The organism is Aquidulcibacter sp. (assembly GCF_049239865.1).
Taxonomy (GTDB): Bacteria; Pseudomonadota; Alphaproteobacteria; order Caulobacterales; family Aquidulcibacteraceae; genus Aquidulcibacter.
In genome coordinates, this window is record NZ_JBMLTR010000165.1 from 1 (window position 1) to 25,733 (window position 25,733).

Below are 25,733 nucleotides of genomic sequence, written 5' to 3' on the forward strand. Positions count from 1 at the left end.
GCCCAGTTAAATGCGGTGATATGTTCTTCCGCAACGATGGGATCGCCCAGTCCGTCATTCTTATAATAGAATTCCACGATCGAACGGGGCAGCAATTCGCCTTCAGGAATACCCAAACGCTTAGAGATCGAGCCTGCAGCAACATTGCGCACGACGACTTCTAGCGGGATGATTTCGACTTCCCGGATCAATTGCTCGCGCATATTCAGGCGACGGATGAAGTGGGTGGGCACACCAATCGCATTCAGATTGGTCATGATGAATTCTGAAATACGGTTATTCAGAACGCCCTTACCTTCAATAATCGCATGTTTTTCAGCGTTGAAGGCGGTTGCATCGTCCTTGAAATACTGGATCAGGGTACCAGGCTCTGGCCCTTCATACAGGACCTTGGCCTTGCCTTCATAAATTTTCTTGCGGCGGGACATGGTCGCGCTCTCCTCAGTGGTCAGGTGGCAAGGCACGCACTCGCAGCCAGCGTGGCCCGAGTCGAAACTCCTAACGACAAAACCACCCTAACAGGCTGCGCGACAGGCCTCAATCATGTGGCGCATCCTCTTGCGCTTACTTGCGCAGAGACCTATCCAGACCCCACATAGGACTTTGTCCGCTGACACGTTTTCAAGGAAGTCTGATATGAGCCAGTTTGATGAGCGCAAGAGCGCTGAAGAAGCCAAATATGCGCACGATAGCGAGCTTTCGTTCAAAATCACCGCCCGCCGCAACAAGCTCCTCGGCGCTTGGGCTGCAGGTCTTTTAGGCCTCGAAGGTGAAGCCGCTGAAGACTATGCCAAGTCCATCGTGATGGCCGATTTTGAAGAAGCGGGCGATGATGATGTCTACCGCAAAGTCAAAGCCGACCTCGACGCCAAGGGTGCCGACGTTAGCGAGCATCAGATCCGCCGCGAAATGGAACAGCTGCTAGACGTCGCCCGCCAACAGCTGACGGCCTAAGCCGATGGCCCGCGCGCTGACCCTTGGTGGTATTGCCCTTGTCCTCGCCACACTTTCCGGATGTGCCTTGGGCCCGGTTGAGTCCGATCCTGCCCAAGCCGAAGCGCGCGCGGCGGCGATGCGCCTCGATTGCTATCGCCGCGGCGGCACGTGGAGCGAAGAGAGCCGCACCTGTGTCGGCGCAGATGCCATTCCGCGCAGATAGGGCTAGACAAGTCCGACTTGCCCCGCCCACTATGCTGGCCGTATCGCGCGGCTAAGTAGGGGGCATTTTGATGCAGCGGCGGGCCTTTGTATCCATATTGGGCGCAAGTTTGGGCGCAGGCCTTGTTGGTCCCGCTTGGGCGGCCAAGCGCAAACCTGACCCCTTGGCAAGCCTTGATGCAGAGCTTGATCTGGCCCGCCAGAACTGGCGTGTGCCGGGCTTGGCCGTTGCGGTCATTAAGGATGGCGCACCCCTTTATGCCAAGGGCTTTGGCTGGCGCGATGGTGCCAGGACCCAAGCCGTCACGGCCGATACTTTGTTTGGCTGCGCATCTCTCACCAAGGCCTTTACCGCGGCGACTGTCGCGCTCTTGGTCGATGAAGGTAAGCTTGCGTGGGATGAGCCTGTCACCACTTATCTGCCGGAATTTAAAATGGCAGGCGGGGTGGAATATGCGAGTTTGAGCCTGCGCGACATGCTCTCGCACCGCACCGGCCTCGGCACCCATGATCTGGTTTGGTACAATAATGAGAAGCTGACCAAGGCAGAGCTGTTAGCGCGTCTGCCCTATCTAGAGAATTCTGCCCCCCTGCGCAGTCAGTACCAATATAATAATCTCATGTATATTCTCGCAGGTCTTGTAGTTGAGCGCGCCACCGGCCAGACGTGGGAGGCCTTTACCGAGTCGCGCTTGCTGAAGCCCCTCGGCATGACCCGCACCGGCTTTAGCCCCAGCCAGATGGCCCAAGATGGCAACTTCGCCTTTGGCCATAAGCTCACATCCGCCAAGCAAGCGGTTCAAATTCCATTGCGGCCCGAAGACGCTATCGGGCCGGCGGGAGAGCTTTATAGTTCGGTCAATCAGTATATCGCTTGGATGGACTTGCAGCTTCGCCGCGGCATGTATGGTGACAAACGGTTGATCTCTTTGGCGCAGAGTGAGGCGATGTGGGCACCGCTTGTGTCGACAGGTGGGCAACCCGAAGCCACTGAGTTAAGCCGTGGCCTTTATGGGCTCGGCTGGCGCACGGATTTTTATCGCGGCATGCGGCGGGTCGCCCATGGCGGTAATCTCAACGGCTTCTCCTCGCGCGTCACTTTGTTCCCAGAGCAGAATGTCGGCATCATTGCCTTTGCCAATATGCGCGGCACGCCCTTGCCGGGTCATGCCAGCTTGGATTTGTTTGATCGCCTCATGGGGCTAGAGCCTGCCAATTGGTCGGCCCGTGGCCTTGCTCGGCGCGACGCGAATGAAGCCAAGGCCGCCACCCAAGCCCCGCCCATGCCAATCCCCAACACAGCGCCTTCACGCGGGCTTGGCGCCTTTGTCGGCACCTTTGTTCACAAGGGCTATGGCACTTGGACTGTTAGGCTCGACGACACGGGCTTGGTAGGAACCTATAATGAGATGCCCATCCGTCTCAATCATTGGCATTATGATGTTTTCAATGGCATGCCGGTCCGCGAGGATGATGACGATCTCCTCGATGTGAAATTCGCCTTCCAAGCCGATATGAAGGGCAATATCCGGTCCTTGGAAGTGCAGATGGACAGCGATTTCGCGCCTGCTGTATTTGTCCGGACATCTAGCTGAGGCGGACCTGAAAGTTTCCTGCCCAAATTGCAGTTCTCCAGTCATGGATTTGTCATAACGACTGATCCAAGTCAGCCGCTCACGCGTAATGCTTGTAGCCAAATCAGGTGCGGACACGGATCGGAGAGATCAAATGGCCACGTATGAGACAGCCGAAGCCCAAAGCGCAACGCGACGGTTTGTCAAACAGGCTATGAAAGCGCCTCTGCTCGAGCATGACCACGAGCGTGAGCTTGCCGTCAAATGGCGCGACCATCAAGACGAGCGTGCGCTCCACGAACTAACCACGGCCTATATGCGGCTTGTGATCTCGATGGCGGCCCGTTTCCGCAATTATGGTCTGCCGATGAGTGACCTTGTCCAAGAGGGCAATATTGGCTTGATGCAGGCGGCAGCGCGATTTGAGCCCGACCGTGAAGTCCGCTTTTCGACCTATGCCGCTTGGTGGATCCGCTCCGCCATTCAGGATTATGTGTTGCGCAATTGGTCGATTGTGCGCACGGGCACGACGGCGGCGCAAAAGTCGCTCTTTTTCAACCTTCGCCGTCTCCGCGCTCTGATCAGCGACACCGGCGAAGCCATGATGACTCGCGAAAATCGCGAGATTATCGCCACCAAATTGGGCGTGAGTGAACGTGAAGTCGAGCAAATGGCGTCGCGTCTGTCGGCCAATGATCGCTCTCTCAATGCCCCGATGTCTGATGGCGTCGATGGCGGTGGTGAGTGGCAGGACCTCTTGCCGGATGAAGGCATTCTGCCTGACCAAGACGTGATGGAGCGCACCGATACAGAGCGTCGCACCAATTGGATTCAAGAGGCGCTGAAGTCACTCAACCCCCGCGAACTGGCCATTATCCAAGAGCGCCGCTTGACCGATGAAGGTGCCACGTTGGAATCCTTAGGCGTGCGGATGGGCATCTCGAAAGAGCGGGTCCGTCAGATTGAGCATCAGGCGATGAAGAAGCTAAAGGCCGCTTTGATCAAAAAGGTCGGCCACCCAGAAGATAGCGGCCTTCTGCCAGACGTTTGATCTGACTTTTAGCGGACGACGGCACGGTCGGCGTAGAGCACCGCGGTGTAAATGCCTTTAGACCCCGTCATGCGGACGGGAACAGATACGCCCATCTTGCCCACGTCAGCCAGCCAGATTTCAAGGCGAATGGGGTCCCGCGATTCGCCTTGCTTCTTCTGATTGAAGCCGGCCACTTCGGTATAGGTGCCCCGGCAATAGGTCGCAGGACCCTTATAGGCCGGGGTGGAGACGTTCTCGATCCCGACATATTGGGTGCGAATATCATAGCGCCGCTTGCCGTCAAAAATCTTCACAGCACCGCCACAGGCCCGTCCCGCATCGCGGCCGGTTACGAGCGACAACTCCATCAGGCCCGTCACGGGATCGACGGCTTCAAGCTTCTGGGCCAAAGTCGCTGGCGGAAAGCCCATACTGCCCCACATGGGTGCAGCGGTCACATCCACGGAACGGCCCGCGAAATTCATGGTGATGCGGCGTTTCTTGCCATTGGTTTCTTGATTGACGAATGTGCGCGGCTTCAACTGACCATCGTCAATTGCGCCCTTAACCGTTGCTACACCCGCATCATTGTTAAACGAGGCGGCAATACCAGACGTGCGATAGGTTGCTTCACCGCTATAGCTGTCCTGAGTCAGGCTAACCTTAAACGAGCCGCGCGCCAGTTCCAGCGGGCCAATTCGCGCCCGCAAGGAAATGTCGACCGATCGGCTCTGCCCTGGGCCCAAAGTGGTGAGCAGGCTTTGGGCGGGACCGTTTTGCGCGATACTGGGGGTTGCAAGCACACAAACGGCTGCAATCGAACGCACCAGTAAAAGTTTTGACATCAGAATTTCTTTCATTTCGGCTTTCAGACAAGCCCTATGCTAGGTATTTCTTTCTGAACGCAGGCTGATTGCTTATGGCCGCAAATGTGGCGCTGTCTAGACGCGCACTGCATCTTCACATCAAACCTTCGCCGCAATGGCGCAAGGCTTCTTACTGGCTATGACAGGCGCTTTGAAGCTCTCTCCGCCACGTGGCGATCAGGGGTGCAAGCCGTTCGGATGGACCGGGGGTTTCGCTCAATTGGATGTCCACTGCGCGGGCCGTATCACCTAGTGCGCTAAATCCAAACGTTGCGGCATTACCAGCGTGAACATGGGCGAGGCGGCGCAATTCTTGATAGGTTCTAGGCTCGGCAAAGCCAAAATCGACTTCACTTTGTAGCCCCTCTAGCGTGCTAAGATCTGCCTTTAGACTGACCATATAACTTGCCTTAATGGCGCTTAAATCTGGCGGACTGCCGAACGCACGCATAAATTCTCTCCCGATGTTTCCCAAGGATACAGCGAAATTCTTTCGGCTTTGATAAGCCTATAAGGACCTTTTCAGAAGGCTTTGTGACGGTTTTGTTACGTTTTTTCAGAAACCAAATAATTGATTTATATTGACTAATTCCACGAGTTTACAAAAATGTCGTCTCAAAGTCATATATTTGTCATATAAGTGTTGTCACATAGTCATTTTAGTGTCACATTCAAAAAACGGGACAGATGGTCGCGCAATTTTGTGGGTCATTGAGGAGATAACCATGACACACCGTTTTGTTGGACTGATTGCTTTTGCGGTTTTGGCTGCTGGTTCTGCGCAGGCAGAAATCGCCGATCAGAAGGTGGCGGCCAATGCTGCGCCTGAAGTGGTTTTCAAGCAGATTGAGCAGGCTGCGACCAAAATGTGTGCCGAGGCTGCGCGTCGGGACCGGGTGGTGAATGAGACGCAATGCGTCAATACCCTCATCGCCTATGCCTTGGCTGAAGCCGATCGTCCAAGCTTGACCGCTGTCGCTTTGGCAGAACGTCCTGAAGTTGCAACCATCCGGGTGCAATTGCCAGACGCGACGCCGTCGATGCAAACCACATCACTGTCCCAATAAGTTCGGCCACAACTGGCAGGATAGAAGTCTCTGAAGGATTTCTGCGGTCCTAGCCGTCGGACAGGCGAGCACGTGCAAGCTTGATTTGAACTTGGCGCAGCTAATTATTGGCTAGCTTCACTTGCGCCGCGACATCAGAGCGGATGCGGGCAATATCTGTCGGGCTTAACAACGTGCATGCTTCGCCGGCCTGAGGCGTGCCGCAAAACTTCTTGCCATCGGCTCGAAGGACGAAGAACGATGGATCACTTTCATTGATCCGAGCCGCTAGGGCTTGGCTTACTTCCAGTCGCGCCAAAGCTTGATCTAACTCGCGCTCTAGGCCCTCATATTGGCTTTGGGTGACAATCACCGGTCTTTTAAGACTGATCTGAACCTCTACAGAAGCCTGGGACTTTTCGGCTGCAACGGCGGCCTCTGCTGCACGTGAGGCGAGCTTCGCGGATCGGCCTGCGTCAGCTTCAGCAAGCGCCATTAAGCCCTTCACCGCGTCGGGCGAATGCAGGGTAGAGCTTAGTGCAGCGAATGCTGGTGCAATGGAGGCCGGGACTGTCGGGGGTTCGGCGGGTAAGGGTGGCTCTGGTGGTTCAGGTGGCGCCGGTGCTGCGACCGGGCTGAAGGCATGCGCTTGAGGGGCTGCTTCGGCCATTACCATGCGGGGCACAGCGCGAACATGCGGTCTTTGGAAAATCTCTGCAACGAGGTTTTTGTGGGGGGCGGCAGCGACGGCTTGGCCCACACAGGTGTGGCTGTTTGTACCCGCAAAAGCGGTCGAGGTGCTCATCTGAATCTTGTGCGTGGTCGTGTTGCCATAGGGCAATCCGAGGGCGAGCTTCAGGCCATCTAAGCTATGCGCGCGTGCATCTGACGTGGCCCACAAGCCGTTCATCGTGCCTGCCGCTCCAAAACTACCCAATAGGGCGGCTGCGGCGATCATGGTCAATCGAAGTCGCAAGGCTAATCACCTCTTGGACGGCATCCGGGGAGGGCCGTTCGCACCCTTTCCACTCCATCACCGCTGCTTCGTCAACGCGGATCGACAAATTTCACGGCAATCTAACGTAAGTTTAACAATGCGGTCATGCATCGCCCATGTTTTGGGTGGGTATGGGCGCTGTCCCTGCACCCCCGGTGGTTTCCCACGCGGGGCTATTCATGCTGCTTTACCCTTTCCGTTCCGACACTCCGGCGGCGATGATGTGCGCAGTATTGAGACCTCTATCCAACCACCTTTTGCTCAATCGCACCAAAGATCGAGTGGCCCTTGGCATCGTCGGCCCAGATGCGCACGACTTGGCCGTGCTTTAGGAAGGGGGTCTTGGCGGCACCATGCAGGATGGTCTCAACCACGCGGACTTCGGCCAAGCAGGAATAGCCAAGGCCGCCTTCGGCGATCGGCTTGCCAGGACCGCCTGCGCCATCGCGGTTGGAGACCGTGCCCGACCCAATGATGGTGCCGGCGCAGAGGTTACGCGTCCGGGCAGCATGGGCAATCAATTGGCCGAAATCAAAGGTCATATCGATACCGGTTTCAGCCCGACCCAGCGGCTTGCCATCAAGGTCGACGCTCAAGGTCACATGCAGCTTGCCGCCATCCCATAGAGGCCCGAGGCTTTCGGGCGTCACGGCGACGGGGGAAAAGGCGCTCGCGGGCTTGGCTTGGAAAAAGCCAAAGCCCTTGGCCAACTCATTCGGGATCAAGTTGCGCAAGCTGACATCATTGACCAAACAGACCAGCGCAATGTGGTCACGGGCGGCCTCGACACTGATACCTTGCGGCACGTCGGTGGTGATGATGGCGACTTCGGCCTCCAAGTCACAACCCCAAGTTTCATCGGCCAGCAGGATGGGGGCGCGTGGCGGCAAGAAGTCGTCCGAGCCGCCTTGATACATGAGCGGGTCTGTCCAGAAGCTCTCGGGCATCTCCGCGCCACGGGCTTGGCGCACCAACTGGACGTGGTTCACATAGGCCGAGCCATCGGCCCATTGAAAGGCGCGCGGCAAAGGCGAATGGGCTTCACGCTCATGGAAGCGTTCGGTGGGAACCGCACCACGCTCTAAGGCTTCGCTTAAAGTCTGCAGCGCAGGGCCACAGCGGCCCCAATCGTCTAAAGCGGCTTGCAGGGTTGGGGCGATCAGGGCTGCATCAGTGCAATAATTCAGGTCTGAGGAGACCACGACGAGGCGACCATCGCGGCCGGATTTAAGAGAAGCGAGTTTCATGGGCGTTTCCTAATGGCTGGGTGGCCCCAGAATTTTTTATATGGCGGGTTTTAAGCTGGGTCTGAATTTGTGTGGCTGGCTCGGGCCTTGGCGTGCAACCAATCGGCATGGCGCGGGGCCTTCTTGGTCTTGGACCATTCGTCGAGCATGTCTGGGGCAACGCGCCGCAATTCGGTCAACTCGGCGGCGGTACCTGTATCATGGGCGAGTTCCAACCTGTGCCCATTGGGGTCAAAGAAATAGATGGAGCGGAAAATGCCATGGTCGGTTGGGCCAATCACCGAGCAACCGCGGGCTTCGGCGCGGGCCTTGCCAGCCAGAAGCGCATCCTCATTATCGACCTTGAAAGCGATATGCTGAACCCATTCCGGCGTATTGGGGTCGCGGCCCATGTCGGGCTGTTCAGGCAGTTCAAAGAAGGCCAACACATTGCCGCCGCCTGCATCGAGAAACACGTGCATATAGGGGTCATAGGCCCCGGTGGAAGGCACATGGTCTTCGGCAAAGGCGATTTGGAAGTCCATGCCCAGCACGTCGTGATAGAATTCGACGGTCTCCTTGGCATCGCGACAGCGATAGGCGACGTGGTGAATGCCTCGCAGCTGGTTCATGTCTCTTCCCTTGCCTTAATTCTCGTCTGCATAAATGGCGACACGTGCAGGGCTGACCGCACTCATCTGCGCGCGATACATGCCAGGTGTGTTCATGCTGGCAACGGTCTGTCCCCGCGCATTAACGACAATGACGCCGCCATCACCGCCCAAAGCGGTCAGGTCTTTCTTCATCACGGTATCGGCGGCCTCTTGCAGGCTGATGCCCGCTTCTGCCGCTTTGTCGCAAATGGCGCGGGCGACGCCGAGGCGGATGAAATATTCTCCGGTCCCAGTGCCAGAGACAGCACAGCTTGGCGTAGCATAGGTGCCAGCCCCAATCACCGGCACATCGCCGACCCGGCCCCATTTCTTACCCGTCAAGCCACCGGTCGATGTGCCAGCGACCAACACGCCTTTGCTGTCGCGCACCACAATACCAATCGTGCCAAAGCGGGCTTCGCCAGACTTGGCGGCATTGGGGCCAGAGCGCACGGGGCCGTCATTGTTAAGGCCGGGCGGTTTGGGCGGGATGGGCATTTTCTGTTCGGTCAAAACTTCTTCGAGGATTTGCCAGCGCCGTGCCGTCAGGAAGAAGGTGTTGGGTACTTGTTCGAGACCCTGTTCGCGGGCGAATTGATCTGCGCCATCGCCGATCAGAAACACGTGCGGGGTCTTTTCCATCACGGCGCGAGCCGCGCTAATCGGGTGGCGTGTGGTAAGCATGCCGGCAACGGCACCTGCCTTCAGGCCGGGCCCTACCATGATGGCCGCATCCAAAGTCGCTTTTCCAGAGGCATCAATGGCCGCACCTCGGCCTGCATTGAACAAAGGATTGTCTTCCAGATATTGGGCGGTGGCCTCCACCGCATCGATCCCATCGCCACCCTTGCGCAAAATGTCTGCGCCAATCTCAATCGCTTCTGCCAAGGCCGCGCGATAGGCCTTGTCTTGTTCTGGCGTCAAATCCTTGCGTTCGATGACACCAGCCCCGCCATGAATAGCGATGGACCAAGCGGGAATAGGGGCAGGGGGGCTTGTCAGGAAAGTGCGGGTTTTTTCAGGCCCATCACCCATCTGCGTGGTCATGGTGCAGGCACCCAATGCCAAACTCAACGCCGCTATCCCGCAGAGCGCCCCAATCTTACCCATCCTAAACCGCTCCTACTATTGGCCTTAGCCTTGCAAAACCCCGCGTCGAATTTGGTCTAATTCGATGCTTTCAAACAGGGCTTTGAAATTGCCTTCGCCAAAACCCTCATTTCCTTTTCGCTGGATAAATTCGAAAAAGATAGGGCCAACGGCATCCTTGCCGAAGATTTGCAACAACAGGCCTTGGCCTTCACTCGGCGCACCATCAATCAAGACGCGACGTTGGCGCAGGGCCTCGACGTCGTGGCCATGACCGGGCAGGCGGGTGTCGATCAGGTCAAAATAGGTATCAATCGTATCTTGCAACTCAACGCCCCGGGCGCGCAGATGGTCGACTGTGGTCAACAGGTCGGACGAGCCCATGGCGATGTGCTGAATGCCTTCGCCCTTATAACGCTGCAGGAATTCTTCGATCTGGTCGGTCTTGCCTTCTTCACCCTTGCTCTCGTTCAAGGGGATGCGGATTTTACCGCAAGGGCTGGTCATGGCTTTCGAAAACAGGCCGGATACTTTGCCCTCAATGTCGAAATAGCGGATCTCGCGGAAGTTGAAGATGCGCTCATAATAGTCTGCCCACACATCCATTTTGCCCCGGAACACATTGTGGGTCAGGTGGTCGAGATAGGTCAGACCTGTCGAATTGATTGCTTCTTCTTCGGCAGCACCGGGAATGGGCTTAAAGTCGACATCATAGATGCTTTGCGCGCCATAGCGATCAACCAAATAGATAAAGGCCCCACCAATGCCCTTGATGGCTGGGATATCCAATTCCATCGGCCCGATAGGACTGTCGACAGCTTCCGCGCCGCGCGCAATGGCTTCCCGAAAGGCATGGGCGGCATCCTTGACCCGGAATGCCATTGCATTGGCTGATGGTCCGCGTTGTTCGCGAAATTCCGCTGCTTGGCCCACTGGCTCCATGTTCAGGATGAAGTTGATATCGCCTTGTTTGAAGCGGATCACATTTTTGGAGCGGTGTTTGGAGACCGCCGTAAAGCCCAATTGGCGGAAATAGGTCGCCAGTGCGTCCGGGTCTGGGCTTGTGAACTCAACAAACTCAAAGCCATCGGTGCCAAGTGGGTTTTCAAACAAGTCCGCCATAGGGTGCTCCAACCAAATCTGGCACCATTATAGTTTCATTTGTTACTAATTGCCAAGATGGAGTGGCGCTTATTTTGCTAATTTTTCCGCCTGATCTTCCAGCTTGCGCAGCATGGCTTCGAGGCGCTCAGCGGCTGCTCCGCCAATGGCCTCGATCAGGGACTTCTCAAAGGCGAGTGCGACGGGCGCGACATCTTGTACGATGGAGACGCCGGCAGCTGTCAGGCTCAATTCCACGGCGCGGCGATCCTTCTCGCTTGGCTTGGACTGAACGAGGCCGCGTGTGATCAAAGCCTGTGCGCCGCGGCTTACGGTTACTTTGTCCATCGCGGTACGGTTGACGAGATTTTGTTGCGACAGGGGTTGCCCCTCTGAGAGGATTGCCAGCAAGCGCCATTGCGGAATCGTCAGGCCAAAGCGCGCTTCATACGCTTTAGCGATTAATGCGCTGACCTTGTTAGAGGCCACGCTCAGTCGATAGGGGAGATAGGATTCAAGATTGAGTGGTTTCATGATCTTGGTGTGGGTCCCAGCAGGTCGATTGTCAGCCAGCTTGCGTCTCAGGCGCGGTAGTTACAAAGGCAGGGTGCGCGCGCGCCTTTGCATCTGCTGCCACCAAGAGCGGGAAGGGGGTTAGGTCCACCCCATAGCGGCGTGCATTATTCATTTGTGGCACCAAACAGATATCAGCCAAAGTCGGGGTGGGTCCAAACAAATAGCCTTGTCCTTCATGCCAGCCGCGTTTGGCAGTCTCGGCCTCTAACGCGGCGAAGCCCTTGGCGATCCAGTCTGCGCACCATTGCGTGCTTTGCGCCTCATCGGCTCCGAAATCTGCGATGAGCTTGCGCCGCACACCCAGATTCTGAACTGGGAAGATGTCGCTTGCAATGGCATGGGCAAAGGCACGACACAAAGCCCGTTGCCAAACATCTGCTGGATAGAGGCTGGGCTCTGGGATCGTGTCCTCCAGCCAGTCCATAATGGCGAAGGATTGGGTCAACACACCTTGCTCCGTCACGATTGCGGGTACCCGGCCTTCGGGGTTGAGAGCGCGGTAGCCCTCGGAAAGGTGGTCATTGGCAATTAGCGAGACGGCGTGGCTTTCACTGGCCATCCCTTTCAAGGCCAGCGCAATGCGGACACGGTAGGAGGCTGAGGAGTGGGAAAAAGTGTGTAATTGGAGCATAGGTCGCTCCTAGCATAAAGGCCGCGTTGCCACCATATGACTAGGATAGCGAAGTCTAAACATGCGGCGATCCTGAACTTTGGGTTGAAGCGCGAAAGCAGTCGGCGACCTGAAACGGCCCTGCACACAAAATCGTGTAGTAGAGTTGTCTTGCATCCAATGCTCTGAGGTCCGATATTAGGGCTTAAGCAATGCGGCAGAAGTCTGCTCGCATGTTAAAAAGGAAAGAAAATGAACGACCAAAATAGGTTTCAAGCTCAAGCGATCCCAGCCGGGAACACGATGGACATGTCCGTCGACGCTGGCCTGCGGAGCTTTATGTTGGGCGTCTACAATAAGATGGGTCTTGGCTTGGTGCTCTCGGGTATCTTGGCCTATATCACATCGTCAGTGCCGCCCGTTCGTGACATGTTGTTCGTTATGAATGATGGCCGCATTGGCTACACCGGTCTCGGGATGATTGTCGCGTTCTCGCCGATGGCAATTCTGTTCATCTCGATGTTCGCGATGCGTAACCCATCGAAGACGGGCGCCAACCTGCTCTACTGGACCGTGGTGTCCTTGATCGGTGCAGGCTTGGGCGTCTTGGCTCTGATCTACACGGGTCAGTCCTTGGCCTCGACCTTCTTCATCACGGCTTCGGCCTTCGGCGCTTTGTCGCTGTGGGGCTATACCACGAAGCGTGATTTGACGGGCTTTGGTTCGTTCTTGATCATGGGTGTATTTGGCTTGATCTTGGCAGGTATCGTCAACATCTTCTTGCAAAGCCCAATGATGAATTTCGTCATCTCCGGCTTGGGCGTGTTGATCTTCTCGGGCCTGATCGCTTTCGATACCCAGCGCTTGAAGTTCGAATATTATTACCTGAAGGGCGATGACACCGCGATGTCGGTTGCCACCAGCATGGGTGCCTTGAGCCTCTATCTGAACTTCATCAACCTGTTCCAGTTCTTGCTCAGCTTCTTGGGCGACCGCGAATAGGCTGATCACCTAACTTAAAAAGAAAGCCCGCTGACGAAAGTCGGCGGGCTTTTTGTTTGGGTGAGAGTGGTCGGAGGTTAGGCGTCGTCGCCCTCGTCCAGCACATCGTCGAGCAGGTCTTGCGATTGGGCAAAGGGCAAGGTCGCAATGGGCGCGCTGCCCGGTAGGGTTTCAACGGCCCTCAATTGGCGGCCCAGCACATTTTCGCGCGTGCGGGCTTGCTGCACAACGCTCTTGGCTTGATCGAGCTTATCCTCAACCTTTTTGAGGACGCCGCCAAACTTCTCAAACTCTTGCTTTACCTTGCTGAGCACTTGCCAGACTTCGCTGGAGCGTTGCTGGATCGCCAAAGTCCGGAAGCCCATGCGCAGGCTCGTCAAGGTCGCCATCAAAGTGGTGGGGCCAGACACAAGGACTTTGAAGTCACGCTGCAAGCTGTCAACAAGGCCGGGTCGGCGCACAACTTCAGCAAATAGTCCCTCAGTCGGCAAGAACATGATGGCAAAGTCGGTTGTGTGCGGGGGCGCGATATATTTCTCGAAAATGTCCTTAGCGGCAATCTTAATCGCGCGTTCAAGACCTTTCTGGGCGGCATCGATTCCAACCGTGTCTGCCCGCTCTGAGGCATCGATCAGGCGCTCATAATCTTCGACGGGTAGCTTGGCATCAATCGGCAACCACACGGGCGTGTCGCCATCATTGGGCAAGCGTATGGCAAATTCGACCCGTTGATTGCTGCCCGGTTTGACTTCAACATTCTGGGCATATTGCTCTTGGCTCATGGCCTGTTCCAACAGCATGCCCAAGGTAGCTTCGCCCCAGGTCCCGCGTGCTTTCACATTGGTCAGCACGCGCTTCAGATCACCGACGCCCGTCGCAATCGTCTGCATCTCGCCGACGGATTTAAACACGCGCTCCAATTGTTCGTTCACCTGATTGAAGGAAGCGCCCAAGCGCTGCTCCAATGTGCCCTGCAGCTTTTCGTCGACCGTGACGCGCATCTGCTCCAGCTTGGCTTCATTCTCTTGCCGCAGCACGTCAAGGCGGCCTTCAACCGTCTGGCGCAAGGCAAGCGCGGTGCGGTCATTGGCCTCCATCATTTCCTTGATCTGGGTCTGCGCTTTGGCGAGGCCTTCGGTTTGAGAACGGCCCTGTGCCGTCATGCCCTCAAGAAGGCCGGACGATAGCGTGGCGATGGCTTTGTTGACCTCTTCACGCAGGGCCCGGCTATCTTCGCTGGTGGCCGCACGATACTCCGCCAAGCTCACCCCGAAAGCGTCGAGACGCTCGCGTTGGGCTGCGGACATCACATCAATTAGGCGCTGTAAGTCTTGCGCGATACCTGCCATGCGATTGGCCATTTCCTCGCGCGCTTGGCTATTTTGACGCTGGGCTTCTTCGCGGACCGAAGTGATTCCGGTCTGAAGGTCCTGCCGATAATCGACAAAGCGGACATTCATATCTTCGATCCGTCGCCCGAGCTGGGCCAAAGGCCGATTAGACCGCGTGAGCGCGAAATAAAGCGTGACCAATAGGATTAAGACATAAAGGCCAATAACGGCCAACAAATTCAAAAACTCGGGATTCAATGCTTCGGGGCTCGTGGAGGGGGCCATGTCGGGGATGTCCTTGCGACTCAATCTGAAAATAGTCTGACGCGTTTGTGCCACAGCTGGTGCCGGGCTCACACTCAGCCCGACAGTCTAAACCGTTTCTACGTCAGATTAGGACGCAGTCCAGTCATTCATTCGGATCATTGAGCAAATTGGGAGATAAAAAAAGGCCGCGCCATGGTTAGGCGCGGCCACCCTCTTGCGAGAGCCAAAAGGGCGTCTCCTCCCCGAAACGCCGCCGGACCGAAGTCCAAGCCCCTTTTGTGTGACAATCTGTCACCTTTCTGTCAAGTCCTTTGGACGCTCTGTTGCAGCAAAGCCAAGTAAACCGCCTTTTTGGCCAGAGTTAGCGGACCACGTAGTCTGCCCAAACTACTTTGCTAACGGCCTCCGCATAGGACTTGCAATTGCCGCCCCAGTTCTGGGTGATCTGGCCTTTGTCGTTCTTGTACCAAGAATTGCAGCTTGGATCGGCCCAAACAGTATGGCCTAAGGCGTCTTGCAAATCGGCAATAAAGCGGGCTTGCGCCTCTGGCTTTATGCTGACGGAATTGGCCTTTTGCTCCGCCAGCCCCGACAACACTGCTTGAACATACTCAATCTGCCGCTCAAGCATGTAAGTGATGGAATTATGGCCTAGATTGGTATGCGGGCCATAGAGCATGAAGAAGTTGGGGAAGCCCTTGGTCGTGATTCCAAGATAGGCTTCAGGCCCTTCCGCCCATTGATCAGCGAGGTGGATGCCATCTTGGCCGACCACATCCAAGCTCCAATGCCAACCTGTTGTTTCAAAGCCGGTGGCATAAATCACAACGTCCAGATCGTAATGCGTGCCTGCCTCGACGCGGATGCCTGTCGCATCAAAGCCTTCAATCCGTGCGGTCTCCAAGGTGACATGGTCTTGTGTGAGGGCCGGGTAGAAGGTGTCGGTGAACAGAAACCGCTTACAGCCAACGGCATAGTCTGGTGTCAGCTTGGCGCGTAATTCCGGATCCGCAATTTGCTTTTCCAAGTGTCGCTTGGCGATATCGGCATAGGCGGCGCGGCCTTCGGGCGTCCAGCTAAAGGTCTGCCAGAAATAGGTGTCGGCCGTGTCAAAAATCATCGCGCGGTTACGCGCACCAAGGTCCACTGCCGCCTGCGGATCGCTGAGCAAGAGTGCGATCTCGGTAGCTGGAATTTCCCGGTCGCCACGTGGTCCGATGTAATTGGCAGAGCGTTGGAACACGACCAGCGAGCCAGCCACTTTTGCAACTTCGGGAATTAACTGCACCGCACTGGCTGCCGAGCCGACGACGCCAACGCGCTTGCCAGCCAGATCAATATCATGGTTCCAAGCCGCCGAATGCATGGTGGCCCCTTTGAAGCTTGCTTGGCCCGGAATCGGTGGGATTGAGGGGCGGTTTAATTGGCCCAAGGCTGAGATGATCGCGCCGAATTGGCGGACCCGCCCGTCGCTTGTCGTCAAGGACCAGCTTTGGGCCGCTTCATCCCAAACGGCAGACGTCGCTTCAATGCTGAGCGATAAGAATGGCTCTAAGCCAAAGCCCGTCACCAATTGCTCGCAATAGGCTTGGATCTCGGCCGAGCTTGGATAGGTATTGGTCCAGTGGATCGCTGGCGCAAAACTATATTGATAGAGCGCGACCGGCACATCGCAGGAACAGCCCGGATAGGTGTTCTGTGCCCAAGTGCCACCTACCTTGGCCCCTTTTTCGAGCAAGATCAGATTTTGATAGCCGGCTTGTTTGAGCTGTATGGCTGCTGCCAAGCCCCCTAAGCCGGCACCGATGATGGCGATCGGTGTTGCGTGATCCATGGCGCGTGCTCCCCTATATTATTATGGTCAGCACGATCATATAAAACACGCTCGCTTACAAGGACCCAGTTTCGCTGCGAGCTGTAAGCCCTGCTGACCGTCGGCTTCAGGCCTTTAGGTCTTCGAGGGAGAGACGGGTTGACGCCACGATTTCTCCACCTCGACCGGCGAGCTTGAGACTTAGGCTCCGTCCGGCCCAATCTAGGTCGATTAGGCCAAAATTGACAGGGCCATAGCCGTCGCCCAAACGCGTTGTCGAGGGTTCGCGCACGGCGGTAGTTCCGGGCTCTGTCCGGAAAGCTTTGTTGATGCCAGAGGCAGTGAGGTCGGTCAGCGGATAGGCGACGCCTGTTTGGATATGATTGATCGAGCCATAATGGCGATCGCCGGATGCAAACACGACACCTTGGGCCTTGGTTTCGGCAATTAAGTCGTAGAGGCGTTGCTGTGCACGCGGGAAATTCCCCCAACGCTCCCAGCCGTGGCCATCGGCAATGACTTGGATGGAGGAGATGATCAAGCGAATATCTGCGGGCTTTTTCAGTTCTTCTTCCAGAAACGCCCATTGCGCAGCCCCTAAGACATCGGCGTTAGAGCTTGCCGAGTGGGGGATATAGCGCTCCTTGCCGGGTGCATTGGGCTGATCTGTCGGCAGCAGAGGATCACGGAAGTAGCGTGTGTCCAGCAGAATGACTTGCAAGACTTGCCCCGGCGGCCCCGTTCTAAAGGCCCGATAAATGCCTGGCCTCTGCCGGATCGGGCTATTGGCAGGGACATTCCAGAAGGTCGCAAACATGGACTGGGCGCGCTGCTTAAAGGCAAAATCGCCACCGCCATCATTGATGCCATAATCATGATCATCCCAGACAGCTTCTGTTGGCGTTGAGGCGACGAGGGAACGGAATGGTGCCGCTTCGGCAAGCTTTCCGTAAGCCTCTTTTAAACTCGGCAGCTCTGGGTCAGTCGGAGAATTAGAGCCATAGACATTATCCCCCATCATTACCACAAGATCAGGTTTGGCAGCCTCAACATCGCCAAACAGGCTGAGGTCCATGGTCGGGTCAGAACAAGACGTTAGGGCAATGCGCGACACGGTCTTGTTTGTCAGGCGCGGGCTGCGTGGGGCGCGCGGAAAAGTCGGCAAAGCCGGGATGGCTGTGGGTGTTACGGCACAACCCGCAAGCGGAGTGATTGCAAGGGCTGTTGTGGCGGCGGAAGCGAGAAACGCGCGACGATCTATCATGGCGTTTGAGCTAACATGGGCATGCGTCAAATTCACGACGAATTGCAGGACAAACCAATTAACCAAGTCAAAACTTTTGCGATGTAACCTTGGGTAAGGTGCATTCCATGTGTGTTCTCGATGCTGACCGAAGCAAACTTCTGAGGACACACATATGCGATTAGCAACAATTGGCGCAAAAATCACCCTAGCCGGAGCGTTGTCGTTTGCACTCGCGGCAACTGCCGCAGCCGCCGGCCTTTGGGTTTCAACCCGCTATCATCAAAGCGTCAGTCAATCGGTTTCAGCAACCAAGGTCCTGCGCAATCACATGCAGGCTGATATGATGCATGACGCCTTGCGTGGCGATGCCTTGGCAGCACTTCTGGCGTCAGATCCAAGTTCGGCAATTTACACGGCTGCCCAAGTGAAGGCAGATACCGAAGAGCATATAGCGATTTTCGAGAAGTCGATTGCCGATTCAAAAGCGACGGCCAAGGACCCAAAGGTCAAGCAAGCGCTTGATGATTTGACCCAACCCTTGGCAACCTATGTCGAGAGTGCGAAAGCGATTGTTGCAACGGCTGAATCCAATCCTGCCGCAACGCGCGCAGCCATCCCTGCCTTTTTGGAAAAGTTTAGCGCGCTCGAAGATACGATGGAGGCCGCCGCGGAAGTCATTGAGGCGTCGGTCGATGATGCTGTCGCCGACTCGGAATCGGAGGCGCAACTAACAGAAATCATCATGGCATCCATTCTCTTGTTTGCGTTCGCCTTTGCCGCCGCAGTCAATATATTTCTGCGACGCACAGTGGCTCGACCTATCGCGGATTTGGCTGAGGCGATGAATGGTCTGGCTGAGGGCAATTTGGCAATCGAGGCCCCACACGCCAAGGCAGGTGGCGAGATCGGCTCCTTATCCGCCGCGATGGGCCGCTTCCGCACCAATGCATTGGAGCGCAATAAACTAGAGGAATTGGCTGCGATGAGCGCGCAAGAGCGCGAAGCGCGCGCTGAAAGAATTGCAGCCCTTACGGAGAAATTCTCCGGCATGATGAGCGAAAGCTTGTCGACATTGGCGTCCGCATCTCAGGAACTGGAAGCCAGCGCTTGCCAGTTAGGTGCAATGGCGTCCCAAACCCGTTCGCTGACCCATGTCGCAACTTCTGCAGCACAAGAAGCCTCACACAGCGTATCGTCGATTGCTGCGGCCACCACAGAATTGACCGCCTCGGTTGAACAGATCGCGGGCCGTATGGCTCAGTCAGCGAGTTTGGCCGAAGATGCTGTGCAACTGGGCCGGGAAACTGATGTCTCTGTGAAGGGCCTTGCCGAAGCGGTTGCGGAAATCGGTGAAGTGGTTGCCTTGATCGAAGGGGTTGCAACCCAGACCAACCTCCTCGCGCTCAACGCTACAATTGAGGCTGCACGGGCTGGTGAAGCAGGTAAAGGCTTTGCTGTCGTTGCGGGTGAAGTGAAGTCCCTTGCAGCGCAAACCGGCAATGCGACGCAAGACATTGTCAGCCGCATCAGCCGAATCCAACAGGCTTCGGATCATGTTGCGTCTTCGGTGCTGCAGGTCATCACTATGATCGAAGAAATGCAAAGCCTTTCGCGTGCTGCCGCCGATGGTGTGCGGGAGCAATCGGGCGCAACCGAACAGATTGCCCATAGTGCCAGCCTCGCCTCGAATGGTACGGATGCGGCCCATGCCAGCGTGGGTGAGCTTGATGCCGCTGCTACCGACGCCGCAGGCGCCTCAGAGGCGGTAACCAAAGCCGCCGAAGATGTTGCCCGCCAAGCCGCACGTTTGCGCGAATGTGCCGACCTCTTCTTCAGCGATATCAAGGCGGCTTAAGATGTACACCCGTTGGCTTTTGCCTATCGCCGTCGCGCTTATCCCAACCGCAACAACATCTCGGGCGCTGGCCCAAGATGGCGAGGCGGCGAAACCTTTCTCCCTTGCAGGCAATGTGACGATAGATGTCTTCTCCAACCTCAGAGGCGGGATTAAAGAGGGATCTCGGACGCTCGATAATGTGTCGGTGCAAGTCAATTATGACGGTGCCGCCCACGGCCTGCGCGGGATCAAAGCGAGCATTGGCGCGCTCTACAACGGCAAGAAAGCTTTCTCCGGCGACCTAGTTGGTGATCTGCAGGGCATCTCCAACATTGAAACTGGCACCGAGGCGCTGCGGCCCTATGAGGTGTGGGTCGCGAAGGAATTCGATGAATCCGGCTCTTATCTGAAGCTGGGATTGATCGATCTCAACGGCACATTTGATACGCCGGGGGCCTCAAGCCTCTTCATCAATCCCTCGCAGGGGATCGTGCCCAGCTTCGCGCAATCGGGGCTGAATGGGCCATCCATTTTCCCAACCTTGGGCTGGGCTGTGGTTGGCGAGGCAGCTCTGGGGGCAGGTTTCAAGCTTCGAGCTGGCGTTTTTGATCCCGTGCCTGGCGATCCCCTTAGGCCAGATCGTACCGATCTTCGTTGGCGCAAGGACGACGGTCTGTTGAGTGTGCTGGAAGTTGAGCAACAAGCAGAATCCTGGCGTTGGGCGCTTGGAGGCTGGGCCTATTCACAAGCCAGTAGTGACTCCCTCGCCCGTCTTCAAAATGGCAATTCAGGCTTCTATGGCACGGTGGACTATCATCTCGATCCTGCGACCACCACCTTCTTGCGGGCGGGAACGGCGAAGTCAGATCTCAATGCTGTGGATCGTTATGTCGGGGCGGGTGTCGTCTGGGCGGGGCTTTTGGAAAGCCGTCCTGAGGATCAATTCGGCATGGCACTGGCGCATGTACGCACAACGCCGCTGGCTCGCTTCGTTGGACTCTCAAAGGCAGAAACCAATTTTGAGATGACCTATGCGGCACCGATTGGCGGCGGATTCTCCCTGCAAGGCGATGTTCAATATGTGCTCGACCCAGGTGTCGATACGACCACCAAAGACGCTCTCGTCGCAGGTCTCAGATTGATTTGGGAGTTTGGGGCCGATTGAGTTGGCCAAAAGAATAGCCCTTCACCGAAGGAGCGCGGTGAAGGGCTTAAGGGTCGCATGAAGCTTTAGATCAGATCGAAGCGATCCAGATTCATCACTTTGATCCACGCGGCTACAAAGGCGTCGACGAAGCGGGCTTGCCCATCGTGGCTGGCGTAGACTTCTGCCAAGGCCCGCAATTGCGAGTTCGATCCAAAGACCAAATCGACCCGTGACGCGGTCCAGACGATGGCGCCGGTCTTGCGGTTCCGGCCTTCATAGATGCCGGGAGCCGTGGCCGAAGGGGCCCAGACTACATCCATATCGAGCAGGTTCGAGAAGAAATCTGCTGTCAGAGCGCCAGGTCGCGTAGTCAAGGTGCCATGAGACTCTGTGGTGACACCCAAGGCACGCAATCCGCCAACAAGCACCGTCATTTCCGGCGCGCTCAGGGTCAGAAGCTGGGCACGATCGACCAACAACTCCTCAGCCGAGACGGAGAGGCCGGGCTTTTGGTAATTGCGGAACCCATCGGCGGCAGGCTCCATGACTTGGAACGAAGCCACGTCGGTTTGCTCTTGGCTGGCGTCCATCCGCCCGGGGGTGAAAGGAACCGTCACATGGCGACCGGTCTTGGCAGCAGCCTCTTCGATCCCGACTGACCCTGCCAGTACGATCAAGTCCGCCAAAGAGACCTTCTTGCCGGAGGCGGCCTTGGCATTGAACTTGGCCTGAATGGCGCGCAACTGATCCAACACCTTGGCCAATTGTGCTGGTTGATTGACTGCCCAGTCCTTTTGCGGGGCCAGAGCGATGCGGGCACCATTGGCCCCACCGCGCTTGTCTGAACCCCGGAACGTCGAGGCCGAAGCCCAAGCTGTCGACACCATTTCTGCAATGCTGAGGCCCGATGCGCCGATCTCTGCCTTTAAGGCTGCGATGTCGGTTTCATCGACCAACGCATGGTCGCGGGCCGGGATCGGGTCTTGCCAGATCAGCTCTTCGCTCGGCACCCAAGGGCCCAAATGTAGGGCGCGGGGGCCCATATCGCGGTGGGTCAGTTTAAACCATGCCCGCGCAAAGGCATCAGCGAATTGGTCTGGATTTTCATGGAACCGCTTCGAGATGGGTCCATAGATCGGGTCAAACCGCAGCGCGAGGTCAGTGGTGAACATCACGGGCGCATGGCGCTTATTGGGGTCATGTGCATCGGGCACAATGCCATGCGCATCGGCTTCTGCCGGCACAAATTGGGTCGCGCCAGCTGGGCTCTTGCTCTGCACCCATTCAAAGCCAAACAGATTGTCGAAGTAGTTGTTGTCCCACTTAATCGGGTTAGTGGTCCAAGCGCCTTCGAGGCCGCTGGTGATGGTGTCCACGCCCTTGCCCGAACCAAAGCTATTGGCCCAGCCAAAGCCTTGCTCTTCAAGGGTCGCGCCTTCAGGTTCTGGACCAACATATTTGCTGGGGTCCGCAGCGCCATGGGCTTTGCCGAACGTGTGGCCGCCAGCGATCAGGGCGACAGTTTCTTCGTCATTCATGGCCATGCGGCCAAAGGTGTCGCGAATGTCAAAGGCCGACGCCAAGGGGTCTGCCACGCCATTGGGGCCTTCTGGATTGACATAGATCAAGCCCATTTGCACAGCAGCCAAAGGATGCTCAAGGTCACGCTCGCCAGCATAGCGCTGATCCTCTAGCCAACCCTTTTCCTTGCCCCAATAGATATCTTCTTCAGGCTCCCACACATCGGCGCGGCCACCGGCAAAGCCAAAGGTCTCAAAGCCCATGGATTCCAATGCGCAATTCCCCGCGAGGATCATAAGGTCGGCCCAAGAAATCGCGCTGCCGTACTTTTGCTTGATCGGCCACAATAGGCGACGCGCTTTGTCGAGATTGCCGTTGTCGGGCCAGCTGTTCAAGGGCGCAAACCGCAAGGTTCCAGCACCTGCTCCACCGCGTCCATCGCCTGTGCGATAGGTACCCGCGCTGTGCCATGCCATGCGGATAAAGAAGGGGCCGTAATGTCCGTAATCGGCTGGCCACCAGTCTTGCGACTGGGTCATCAGGGCCATCACATCGGCCTTGAGCGCGTCGAAGTCCAGGGCTTGAAAGGCGGCGGCATAGTCGAAGCCATGCGCCATCGGGCTCGAGAGGCTGGTATGCTGATGCAGCATCTTCAGATTGAGCTGATTTGGCCACCAATCGCGATTGGATTGCGTCCCGACTTTAGCGGGTTGGCCGCCACCATGCATAACCGGGCATTTGCCTTGTGTTTCCATCGTCATATCCTCTTCCTCAATCTCGTGAACTCATGACCACAGGCTATGCCAGCAAGTTGCATTGGTCCAATCGATTATATATCGTCATTCAATAAATTTTATCTATGTATAGGCGTGCCTGTAAATCCGGGGGGCGGGCCTCAGGTCGTTTTGTGCAGGCGGCTTTGATAGAAGCTCGGCTTATTCATCACTGTCCCGGCTGCTTCATCCAAAGCCATGACGGCGCGCGACAGCGCCATATATTCCGCGCCGCCCGGCCGATAGGCTTGCGCCATGGTCAAGAGTTGATCGCGATACGCGCGCAGGCGCTCGAAATCCTGCTCAGGGGCAAGAAGGCCAAGATAAGAACGTGCAACCATGGGCAGCACTATGTTCCTATTTTGTTCTTTTGCAAGTGCTAAGTGCTCTAAAGAGGCTGCATTGCGACATCGGGGTGTGGATAGCTGGGCTTGCAGCCAAAGCCTGTCGCTTTCCTTGACGCTGCCGTCACATTGGCATCCTATGCGGACAAGACGCTCAAAATGGGCGGAATTCTGGGGAGGGAAATACAAAATGACACCACTTTTGACCGTTTTGGCTTGGACGCTGGTCTTGGCCTTTGTTCAAATTCTGTTGTTTGATGTCGCACGGACCGGCCAATATGGCTTGAAATGGAATATGGGTGCCCGTGATGAAAGCATGCCACCGCTTTCGCCCATGGCAGAGCGTTTGCGCAGGGCACAGGACAATCTGTATGAGACCTTACCGCTGTTTATTGCAGCCGTTTTGATCGCGGTTGCGGCTGGTAAAGAGAATACGATCACCGTTTTGGGTGCCCATATCTATCTGATTGGCCGGATCATTTACGTGCCACTTTACGCCTATGGCGTGAAGACCATTCGTTCCTTGGTGTGGATCGGTGCCACGATCGGTCTTGGCATGGTCATCGTGCCTTTACTCTTGGGCTGAGCGTACGACACCAACTCAGCAGCATTCAGCGCCTTATTCGTGGGCGCTGGATGCGCGCTGCACCGCCCGCGTCGTGTCTGACTCGACAAGCCGGACAAGACGCGCAAGATCGCCTGTAATCCCTTGCTTGATCAGATGACGGAAACAGGATGATGCGCGCACATGCCCTTCGCCAAGCCAGTTTTGTTTTTGCTAGTGTCAGCTTTGCGGCGCTCCTGTGCCAACCGGCGTTCGCCAAGACTTTGCCGACTGAGCGGGCTGCACGGGCTTTACATGAGCGGATTTTGACGCTCGATACCCATCTCGATACTCCGGCAGTGGTCGCCCGCCCGGGCTTTGATATCTTAAAGCATAATGATTGGAAGACGGCCTTTGCCCAAGTCGATGTGCCGCGCATGAAAGAGGGCGGTCTCGATGGTGGTTTCTGGGTGATTTATACGGCCCAAGGTCCGCGCACGCCCGAAGGCCTCAACGCCGCCCGCGATGCAGGCCTGATGCGCGCCGTTGTTATCCGCGAGATGCTCGCGCGAAGCCCCAAGGTCTTTGGCCTTGCCTTGAAAGCCGATGATGCGGCCAAGATTGCTGCCGAAGGCAAGCGCGTCGTCTTTATGTCGATTGAGAATTCCTATCCTTTGGCCAAGGATGTGTCGCTGCTGCAGACCTATTATAAGCTGGGCGTGCGCCTTGTTGGGCCAGTTCACTTCGCCACCAATGACTGGGCTGACAGTTCAACCGACAAGGCAGAATGGGGTGGGCTTAGCCCGCTTGGCAAGCAATTGGTGGCAGAGGCCAATCGTTTAGGCATGATCCTCGACCAGTCGCATGCATCTGACCTAGTACTCGACCAGATGCTGGAGCTGTCGACCGCCCCCATCATCGCTTCGCACAGTGGCTGCAAGGCGATTTACGACCACCCGCGTAATCTGGACGACGACCGCCTCAAGGCCTTGGCCGCAAAAGGTGGGGTGATCCAGATGAATGCTTTTGGTGCTTATCTGAAAGCCTTGCCACAATCGCCAGAGCGGCGCGAAGCGCTTGCAAAACTTAGCGCCGCTTATCCCAATCTCGCCAGCCGTAGCCAAGCAGATCAAGAGGCCTTCCGCCAAGCCCGCGTGCGCTTGGATGCGGAATTTCCTGAAAATCGCGCGACCTTTGACGACTTCATGGCCCATCTCCTCCATGCCATTAAACTGATTGGCGTCGACCATGTCGGGATTGGCCTTGATTGGGATGGCGGTGGCGGTGTCGTCGGCCTCGAAGATGCGTCCAAGGTTTGGAAGATCACCCAGGCCTTGATGGCAGAGGGCTATTCAGAAGAAGATATCGCCAAGATTTGGGGCGGCAATGTGCTGCGCGTCATGCGGGAAGTCGAAGCCAAAGCGCAGAAGTGAAGCGATACGGGCCAGTGCCTTGGCCAAACCGGCCGATGCGGCTAGAAAGTCCTCATGACCCAATTGAACAGCCAATTCCTGACCGCCCTCCGTCTTCAAGTTGATTTTGCTGCCATGGCGCGGATCGGCAAGACACCTCAAGGCAATCGCTTGATTGCGCCGGTTCTGGGCGGCAGGTTTGAGGGGCCACGCTTGACGGGCGACGTGCTCCCCGGCGGCGCAGACTGGGCGCTCTATCGCGGTGAAGATCGCATGCTGGTTGATGTGCGCTTGACGTTGAAGACCGATGATGGCGCTTTGATCTACCTAACCTATCAGGGCGCATTGCGCGCATCAGCCGAGGACATGGTGCGGTTTAAGAAGGGCGAGACCCTGTCGCCGGAGGCGTTTAATCTGCGCACCGTCACGCGCTTTGAGACTGGTGCAGCACAATATGACTGGCTGAACGACATGATTGGTATTGGCGTCGGTACCCAAGAAGCTACGGGCGTCGTCTATCAAATCTTTGAAGTCCTCTAATCTGCGCTGGAGCCATGGCTTTACAAG

General features: G+C 56.6%; 26 protein-coding genes. 11 read left to right on the top strand and 15 right to left on the bottom strand.

From position 1 onward, the window contains the following. A partial coding sequence (locus ACOVRA_RS11605) for a phosphoribosylaminoimidazolesuccinocarboxamide synthase (RefSeq protein WP_421720426.1) occupies positions 1 to 428 on the bottom strand: 428 nt, incomplete at its 3' end. A 208-nt stretch (positions 429 to 636) separates the two neighbouring features. Here ACOVRA_RS11605 and ACOVRA_RS11610 point away from each other — a divergent pair. The 4 genes from ACOVRA_RS11610 to ACOVRA_RS11625 all read left to right on the top strand — a co-directional run bounded on the left by ACOVRA_RS11610 (position 637) and on the right by ACOVRA_RS11625 (position 3,783). Continuing rightward, entirely contained in the window at positions 637 to 954 is a 318-nt protein-coding gene (locus ACOVRA_RS11610) for a DUF1476 domain-containing protein (protein ID WP_421720427.1), read from the top strand. A gap of 4 nt (positions 955 to 958) precedes the next feature. Continuing rightward, positions 959 to 1,159, top strand: coding sequence for a hypothetical protein (locus tag ACOVRA_RS11615; protein WP_421720428.1), 201 nt, complete (start codon positions 959 to 961; stop codon positions 1,157 to 1,159). Positions 1,160 to 1,229: 70 nt separating this feature from the next. Then, positions 1,230 to 2,753: a serine hydrolase gene (locus tag ACOVRA_RS11620; protein ID WP_421720429.1), complete on the top strand. Its 1,524-nt coding sequence runs from the start codon at positions 1,230 to 1,232 to the stop codon at positions 2,751 to 2,753. 133 nt (positions 2,754 to 2,886) lie between these two features. Beyond that, on the top strand, positions 2,887 to 3,783 hold the full coding sequence (locus ACOVRA_RS11625; protein WP_421720430.1) for an RNA polymerase factor sigma-32: 897 nt from the start codon (positions 2,887 to 2,889) through the stop codon (positions 3,781 to 3,783). A gap of 8 nt (positions 3,784 to 3,791) precedes the next feature. On the opposite strand, the gene ACOVRA_RS11630 is transcribed toward ACOVRA_RS11625, so the two are convergent. Continuing rightward, the gene (locus tag ACOVRA_RS11630) at positions 3,792 to 4,610 is read right to left on the bottom strand and encodes a DUF3108 domain-containing protein (RefSeq protein WP_421720431.1); all 819 of its coding nucleotides are present in this window, start codon (positions 4,608 to 4,610) and stop codon (positions 3,792 to 3,794) included. A 151-nt stretch (positions 4,611 to 4,761) separates the two neighbouring features. Continuing rightward, on the bottom strand, positions 4,762 to 5,082 hold the full coding sequence (locus ACOVRA_RS11635; protein ID WP_421720432.1) for a hypothetical protein: 321 nt from the start codon (positions 5,080 to 5,082) through the stop codon (positions 4,762 to 4,764). Positions 5,083 to 5,356: 274 nt separating this feature from the next. Here ACOVRA_RS11635 and ACOVRA_RS11640 point away from each other — a divergent pair, with 274 nt between their 5' ends. Next, positions 5,357 to 5,698 (top strand): hypothetical protein, encoded by a 342-nt coding sequence (locus ACOVRA_RS11640; RefSeq protein WP_290807248.1) that lies wholly within the window; start codon positions 5,357 to 5,359, stop codon positions 5,696 to 5,698. Positions 5,699 to 5,798: 100 nt separating this feature from the next. Here ACOVRA_RS11640 and ACOVRA_RS11645 read toward each other — a convergent pair whose 3' ends face one another. The 7 genes from ACOVRA_RS11645 to maiA form a co-directional block, all read right to left on the bottom strand. Then, on the bottom strand, positions 5,799 to 6,653 hold the full coding sequence (locus ACOVRA_RS11645) for a hypothetical protein (RefSeq protein ID WP_421720433.1): 855 nt from the start codon (positions 6,651 to 6,653) through the stop codon (positions 5,799 to 5,801). 263 nt (positions 6,654 to 6,916) lie between these two features. Next, on the bottom strand, positions 6,917 to 7,921 hold the full coding sequence (locus ACOVRA_RS11650) for a fumarylacetoacetate hydrolase family protein (RefSeq protein ID WP_421720434.1): 1,005 nt from the start codon (positions 7,919 to 7,921) through the stop codon (positions 6,917 to 6,919). Between the two features lie 50 nt (positions 7,922 to 7,971). Beyond that, entirely contained in the window at positions 7,972 to 8,532 is a 561-nt protein-coding gene (locus ACOVRA_RS11655; protein WP_421720435.1) for a VOC family protein, read from the bottom strand. A gap of 15 nt (positions 8,533 to 8,547) precedes the next feature. Beyond that, entirely contained in the window at positions 8,548 to 9,663 is a 1,116-nt protein-coding gene (locus tag ACOVRA_RS11660) for an isoaspartyl peptidase/L-asparaginase family protein (protein WP_421720436.1), read from the bottom strand. A 24-nt stretch (positions 9,664 to 9,687) separates the two neighbouring features. Then, a complete protein-coding gene (gene hppD, locus ACOVRA_RS11665) occupies positions 9,688 to 10,764 on the bottom strand; it encodes a 4-hydroxyphenylpyruvate dioxygenase (RefSeq protein WP_298228672.1) in 1,077 nt (358 codons plus the stop codon). Positions 10,765 to 10,833: 69 nt separating this feature from the next. After that, on the bottom strand, positions 10,834 to 11,277 hold the full coding sequence (locus ACOVRA_RS11670) for a MarR family winged helix-turn-helix transcriptional regulator (protein ID WP_290807258.1): 444 nt from the start codon (positions 11,275 to 11,277) through the stop codon (positions 10,834 to 10,836). Positions 11,278 to 11,308: 31 nt separating this feature from the next. Continuing rightward, positions 11,309 to 11,950, bottom strand: coding sequence for a maleylacetoacetate isomerase (maiA, locus tag ACOVRA_RS11675; RefSeq protein ID WP_421720437.1), 642 nt, complete (start codon positions 11,948 to 11,950; stop codon positions 11,309 to 11,311). A 231-nt stretch (positions 11,951 to 12,181) separates the two neighbouring features. Between maiA and ACOVRA_RS11680 the strand changes: the two genes are divergently transcribed. Beyond that, positions 12,182 to 12,931 (top strand): Bax inhibitor-1/YccA family protein, encoded by a 750-nt coding sequence (locus tag ACOVRA_RS11680; RefSeq protein WP_421720438.1) that lies wholly within the window; start codon positions 12,182 to 12,184, stop codon positions 12,929 to 12,931. A 77-nt stretch (positions 12,932 to 13,008) separates the two neighbouring features. On the opposite strand, the gene rmuC is transcribed toward ACOVRA_RS11680, so the two are convergent. The 3 genes from rmuC to ACOVRA_RS11695 all read right to left on the bottom strand — a co-directional run bounded on the left by rmuC (position 13,009) and on the right by ACOVRA_RS11695 (position 17,606). Then, positions 13,009 to 14,547, bottom strand: coding sequence for a DNA recombination protein RmuC (rmuC, locus tag ACOVRA_RS11685; protein ID WP_421720439.1), 1,539 nt, complete (start codon positions 14,545 to 14,547; stop codon positions 13,009 to 13,011). A 343-nt stretch (positions 14,548 to 14,890) separates the two neighbouring features. Further along, positions 14,891 to 16,363 carry a flavin-containing monooxygenase gene (locus ACOVRA_RS11690; protein WP_421720440.1) on the bottom strand — a complete coding sequence of 491 codons (1,473 nt, stop codon included), beginning with the start codon at positions 16,361 to 16,363 and terminating at the stop codon, positions 14,891 to 14,893. Positions 16,364 to 16,469: 106 nt separating this feature from the next. Beyond that, complete coding sequence (locus tag ACOVRA_RS11695) at positions 16,470 to 17,606, bottom strand: alkaline phosphatase D family protein (protein ID WP_421720441.1); 1,137 nt, start codon at positions 17,604 to 17,606, stop codon at positions 16,470 to 16,472. Between the two features lie 154 nt (positions 17,607 to 17,760). On the opposite strand from ACOVRA_RS11695, the gene ACOVRA_RS11700 reads away from it, so the two are divergent. Both ACOVRA_RS11700 and ACOVRA_RS11705 read left to right on the top strand, forming a co-directional pair. Next, a complete protein-coding gene (locus ACOVRA_RS11700) occupies positions 17,761 to 19,443 on the top strand; it encodes a methyl-accepting chemotaxis protein (RefSeq protein WP_421720442.1) in 1,683 nt (560 codons plus the stop codon). 1 nt (position 19,444) lies between these two features. Continuing rightward, entirely contained in the window at positions 19,445 to 20,590 is a 1,146-nt protein-coding gene (locus ACOVRA_RS11705; protein WP_421720443.1) for a carbohydrate porin, read from the top strand. 65 nt (positions 20,591 to 20,655) lie between these two features. Here ACOVRA_RS11705 and katG read toward each other — a convergent pair whose 3' ends face one another. After that, the gene (gene katG / locus ACOVRA_RS11710) at positions 20,656 to 22,854 is read right to left on the bottom strand and encodes a catalase/peroxidase HPI (RefSeq protein ID WP_421720444.1); all 2,199 of its coding nucleotides are present in this window, start codon (positions 22,852 to 22,854) and stop codon (positions 20,656 to 20,658) included. Positions 22,855 to 22,988: 134 nt separating this feature from the next. After that, entirely contained in the window at positions 22,989 to 23,207 is a 219-nt protein-coding gene (locus ACOVRA_RS11715; RefSeq protein ID WP_421720445.1) for a hypothetical protein, read from the bottom strand. A 193-nt stretch (positions 23,208 to 23,400) separates the two neighbouring features. On the opposite strand from ACOVRA_RS11715, the gene ACOVRA_RS11720 reads away from it, so the two are divergent. From ACOVRA_RS11720 to ACOVRA_RS11730, 3 genes are all read left to right on the top strand, one after another. Further along, on the top strand, positions 23,401 to 23,796 hold the full coding sequence (locus tag ACOVRA_RS11720) for an MAPEG family protein (RefSeq protein WP_290807277.1): 396 nt from the start codon (positions 23,401 to 23,403) through the stop codon (positions 23,794 to 23,796). A 149-nt stretch (positions 23,797 to 23,945) separates the two neighbouring features. Continuing rightward, positions 23,946 to 25,187 (top strand): dipeptidase, encoded by a 1,242-nt coding sequence (locus ACOVRA_RS11725; protein ID WP_421720446.1) that lies wholly within the window; start codon positions 23,946 to 23,948, stop codon positions 25,185 to 25,187. A 54-nt stretch (positions 25,188 to 25,241) separates the two neighbouring features. After that, the gene (locus ACOVRA_RS11730; protein ID WP_421720447.1) at positions 25,242 to 25,706 is read left to right on the top strand and encodes a DUF3237 domain-containing protein; all 465 of its coding nucleotides are present in this window, start codon (positions 25,242 to 25,244) and stop codon (positions 25,704 to 25,706) included. Positions 25,707 to 25,733 lie beyond the last annotated feature (27 nt).

Excerpts from the sequence above, each read along its gene's own strand:
- ACOVRA_RS11610 (WP_421720427.1), top strand. The coding sequence starts at position 637 with ATGAGCCAGTTTGATGAGCGCAAGAGCGCTGAAGAAGCCAAATATGCG.
- ACOVRA_RS11615 (WP_421720428.1), top strand. The coding sequence starts at position 959 with ATGGCCCGCGCGCTGACCCTTGGTGGTATTGCCCTTGTCCTCGCCACA.
- ACOVRA_RS11620 (WP_421720429.1), top strand. The coding sequence starts at position 1,230 with ATGCAGCGGCGGGCCTTTGTATCCATATTGGGCGCAAGTTTGGGCGCA.
- ACOVRA_RS11625 (WP_421720430.1), top strand. The coding sequence starts at position 2,887 with ATGGCCACGTATGAGACAGCCGAAGCCCAAAGCGCAACGCGACGGTTT.
- ACOVRA_RS11630 (WP_421720431.1), bottom strand. The coding sequence starts at position 4,610 with ATGTCAAAACTTTTACTGGTGCGTTCGATTGCAGCCGTTTGTGTGCTT.
- ACOVRA_RS11635 (WP_421720432.1), bottom strand. The coding sequence starts at position 5,082 with ATGCGTGCGTTCGGCAGTCCGCCAGATTTAAGCGCCATTAAGGCAAGT.
- ACOVRA_RS11640 (WP_290807248.1), top strand. The coding sequence starts at position 5,357 with ATGACACACCGTTTTGTTGGACTGATTGCTTTTGCGGTTTTGGCTGCT.
- ACOVRA_RS11650 (WP_421720434.1), bottom strand. The coding sequence starts at position 7,921 with ATGAAACTCGCTTCTCTTAAATCCGGCCGCGATGGTCGCCTCGTCGTG.
- ACOVRA_RS11655 (WP_421720435.1), bottom strand. The coding sequence starts at position 8,532 with ATGAACCAGCTGCGAGGCATTCACCACGTCGCCTATCGCTGTCGCGAT.
- ACOVRA_RS11660 (WP_421720436.1), bottom strand. The coding sequence starts at position 9,663 with ATGGGTAAGATTGGGGCGCTCTGCGGGATAGCGGCGTTGAGTTTGGCA.
- hppD (WP_298228672.1), bottom strand. The coding sequence starts at position 10,764 with ATGGCGGACTTGTTTGAAAACCCACTTGGCACCGATGGCTTTGAGTTT.
- ACOVRA_RS11670 (WP_290807258.1), bottom strand. The coding sequence starts at position 11,277 with ATGAAACCACTCAATCTTGAATCCTATCTCCCCTATCGACTGAGCGTG.
- maiA (WP_421720437.1), bottom strand. The coding sequence starts at position 11,950 with ATGCTCCAATTACACACTTTTTCCCACTCCTCAGCCTCCTACCGTGTC.
- ACOVRA_RS11680 (WP_421720438.1), top strand. The coding sequence starts at position 12,182 with ATGAACGACCAAAATAGGTTTCAAGCTCAAGCGATCCCAGCCGGGAAC.
- rmuC (WP_421720439.1), bottom strand. The coding sequence starts at position 14,547 with ATGGCCCCCTCCACGAGCCCCGAAGCATTGAATCCCGAGTTTTTGAAT.
- ACOVRA_RS11690 (WP_421720440.1), bottom strand. The coding sequence starts at position 16,363 with ATGGATCACGCAACACCGATCGCCATCATCGGTGCCGGCTTAGGGGGC.
- ACOVRA_RS11695 (WP_421720441.1), bottom strand. The coding sequence starts at position 17,606 with ATGATAGATCGTCGCGCGTTTCTCGCTTCCGCCGCCACAACAGCCCTT.
- ACOVRA_RS11700 (WP_421720442.1), top strand. The coding sequence starts at position 17,761 with ATGCGATTAGCAACAATTGGCGCAAAAATCACCCTAGCCGGAGCGTTG.
- ACOVRA_RS11705 (WP_421720443.1), top strand. The coding sequence starts at position 19,445 with ATGTACACCCGTTGGCTTTTGCCTATCGCCGTCGCGCTTATCCCAACC.
- katG (WP_421720444.1), bottom strand. The coding sequence starts at position 22,854 with ATGACGATGGAAACACAAGGCAAATGCCCGGTTATGCATGGTGGCGGC.
- ACOVRA_RS11715 (WP_421720445.1), bottom strand. The coding sequence starts at position 23,207 with ATGGTTGCACGTTCTTATCTTGGCCTTCTTGCCCCTGAGCAGGATTTC.
- ACOVRA_RS11720 (WP_290807277.1), top strand. The coding sequence starts at position 23,401 with ATGACACCACTTTTGACCGTTTTGGCTTGGACGCTGGTCTTGGCCTTT.
- ACOVRA_RS11725 (WP_421720446.1), top strand. The coding sequence starts at position 23,946 with ATGATGCGCGCACATGCCCTTCGCCAAGCCAGTTTTGTTTTTGCTAGT.
- ACOVRA_RS11730 (WP_421720447.1), top strand. The coding sequence starts at position 25,242 with ATGACCCAATTGAACAGCCAATTCCTGACCGCCCTCCGTCTTCAAGTT.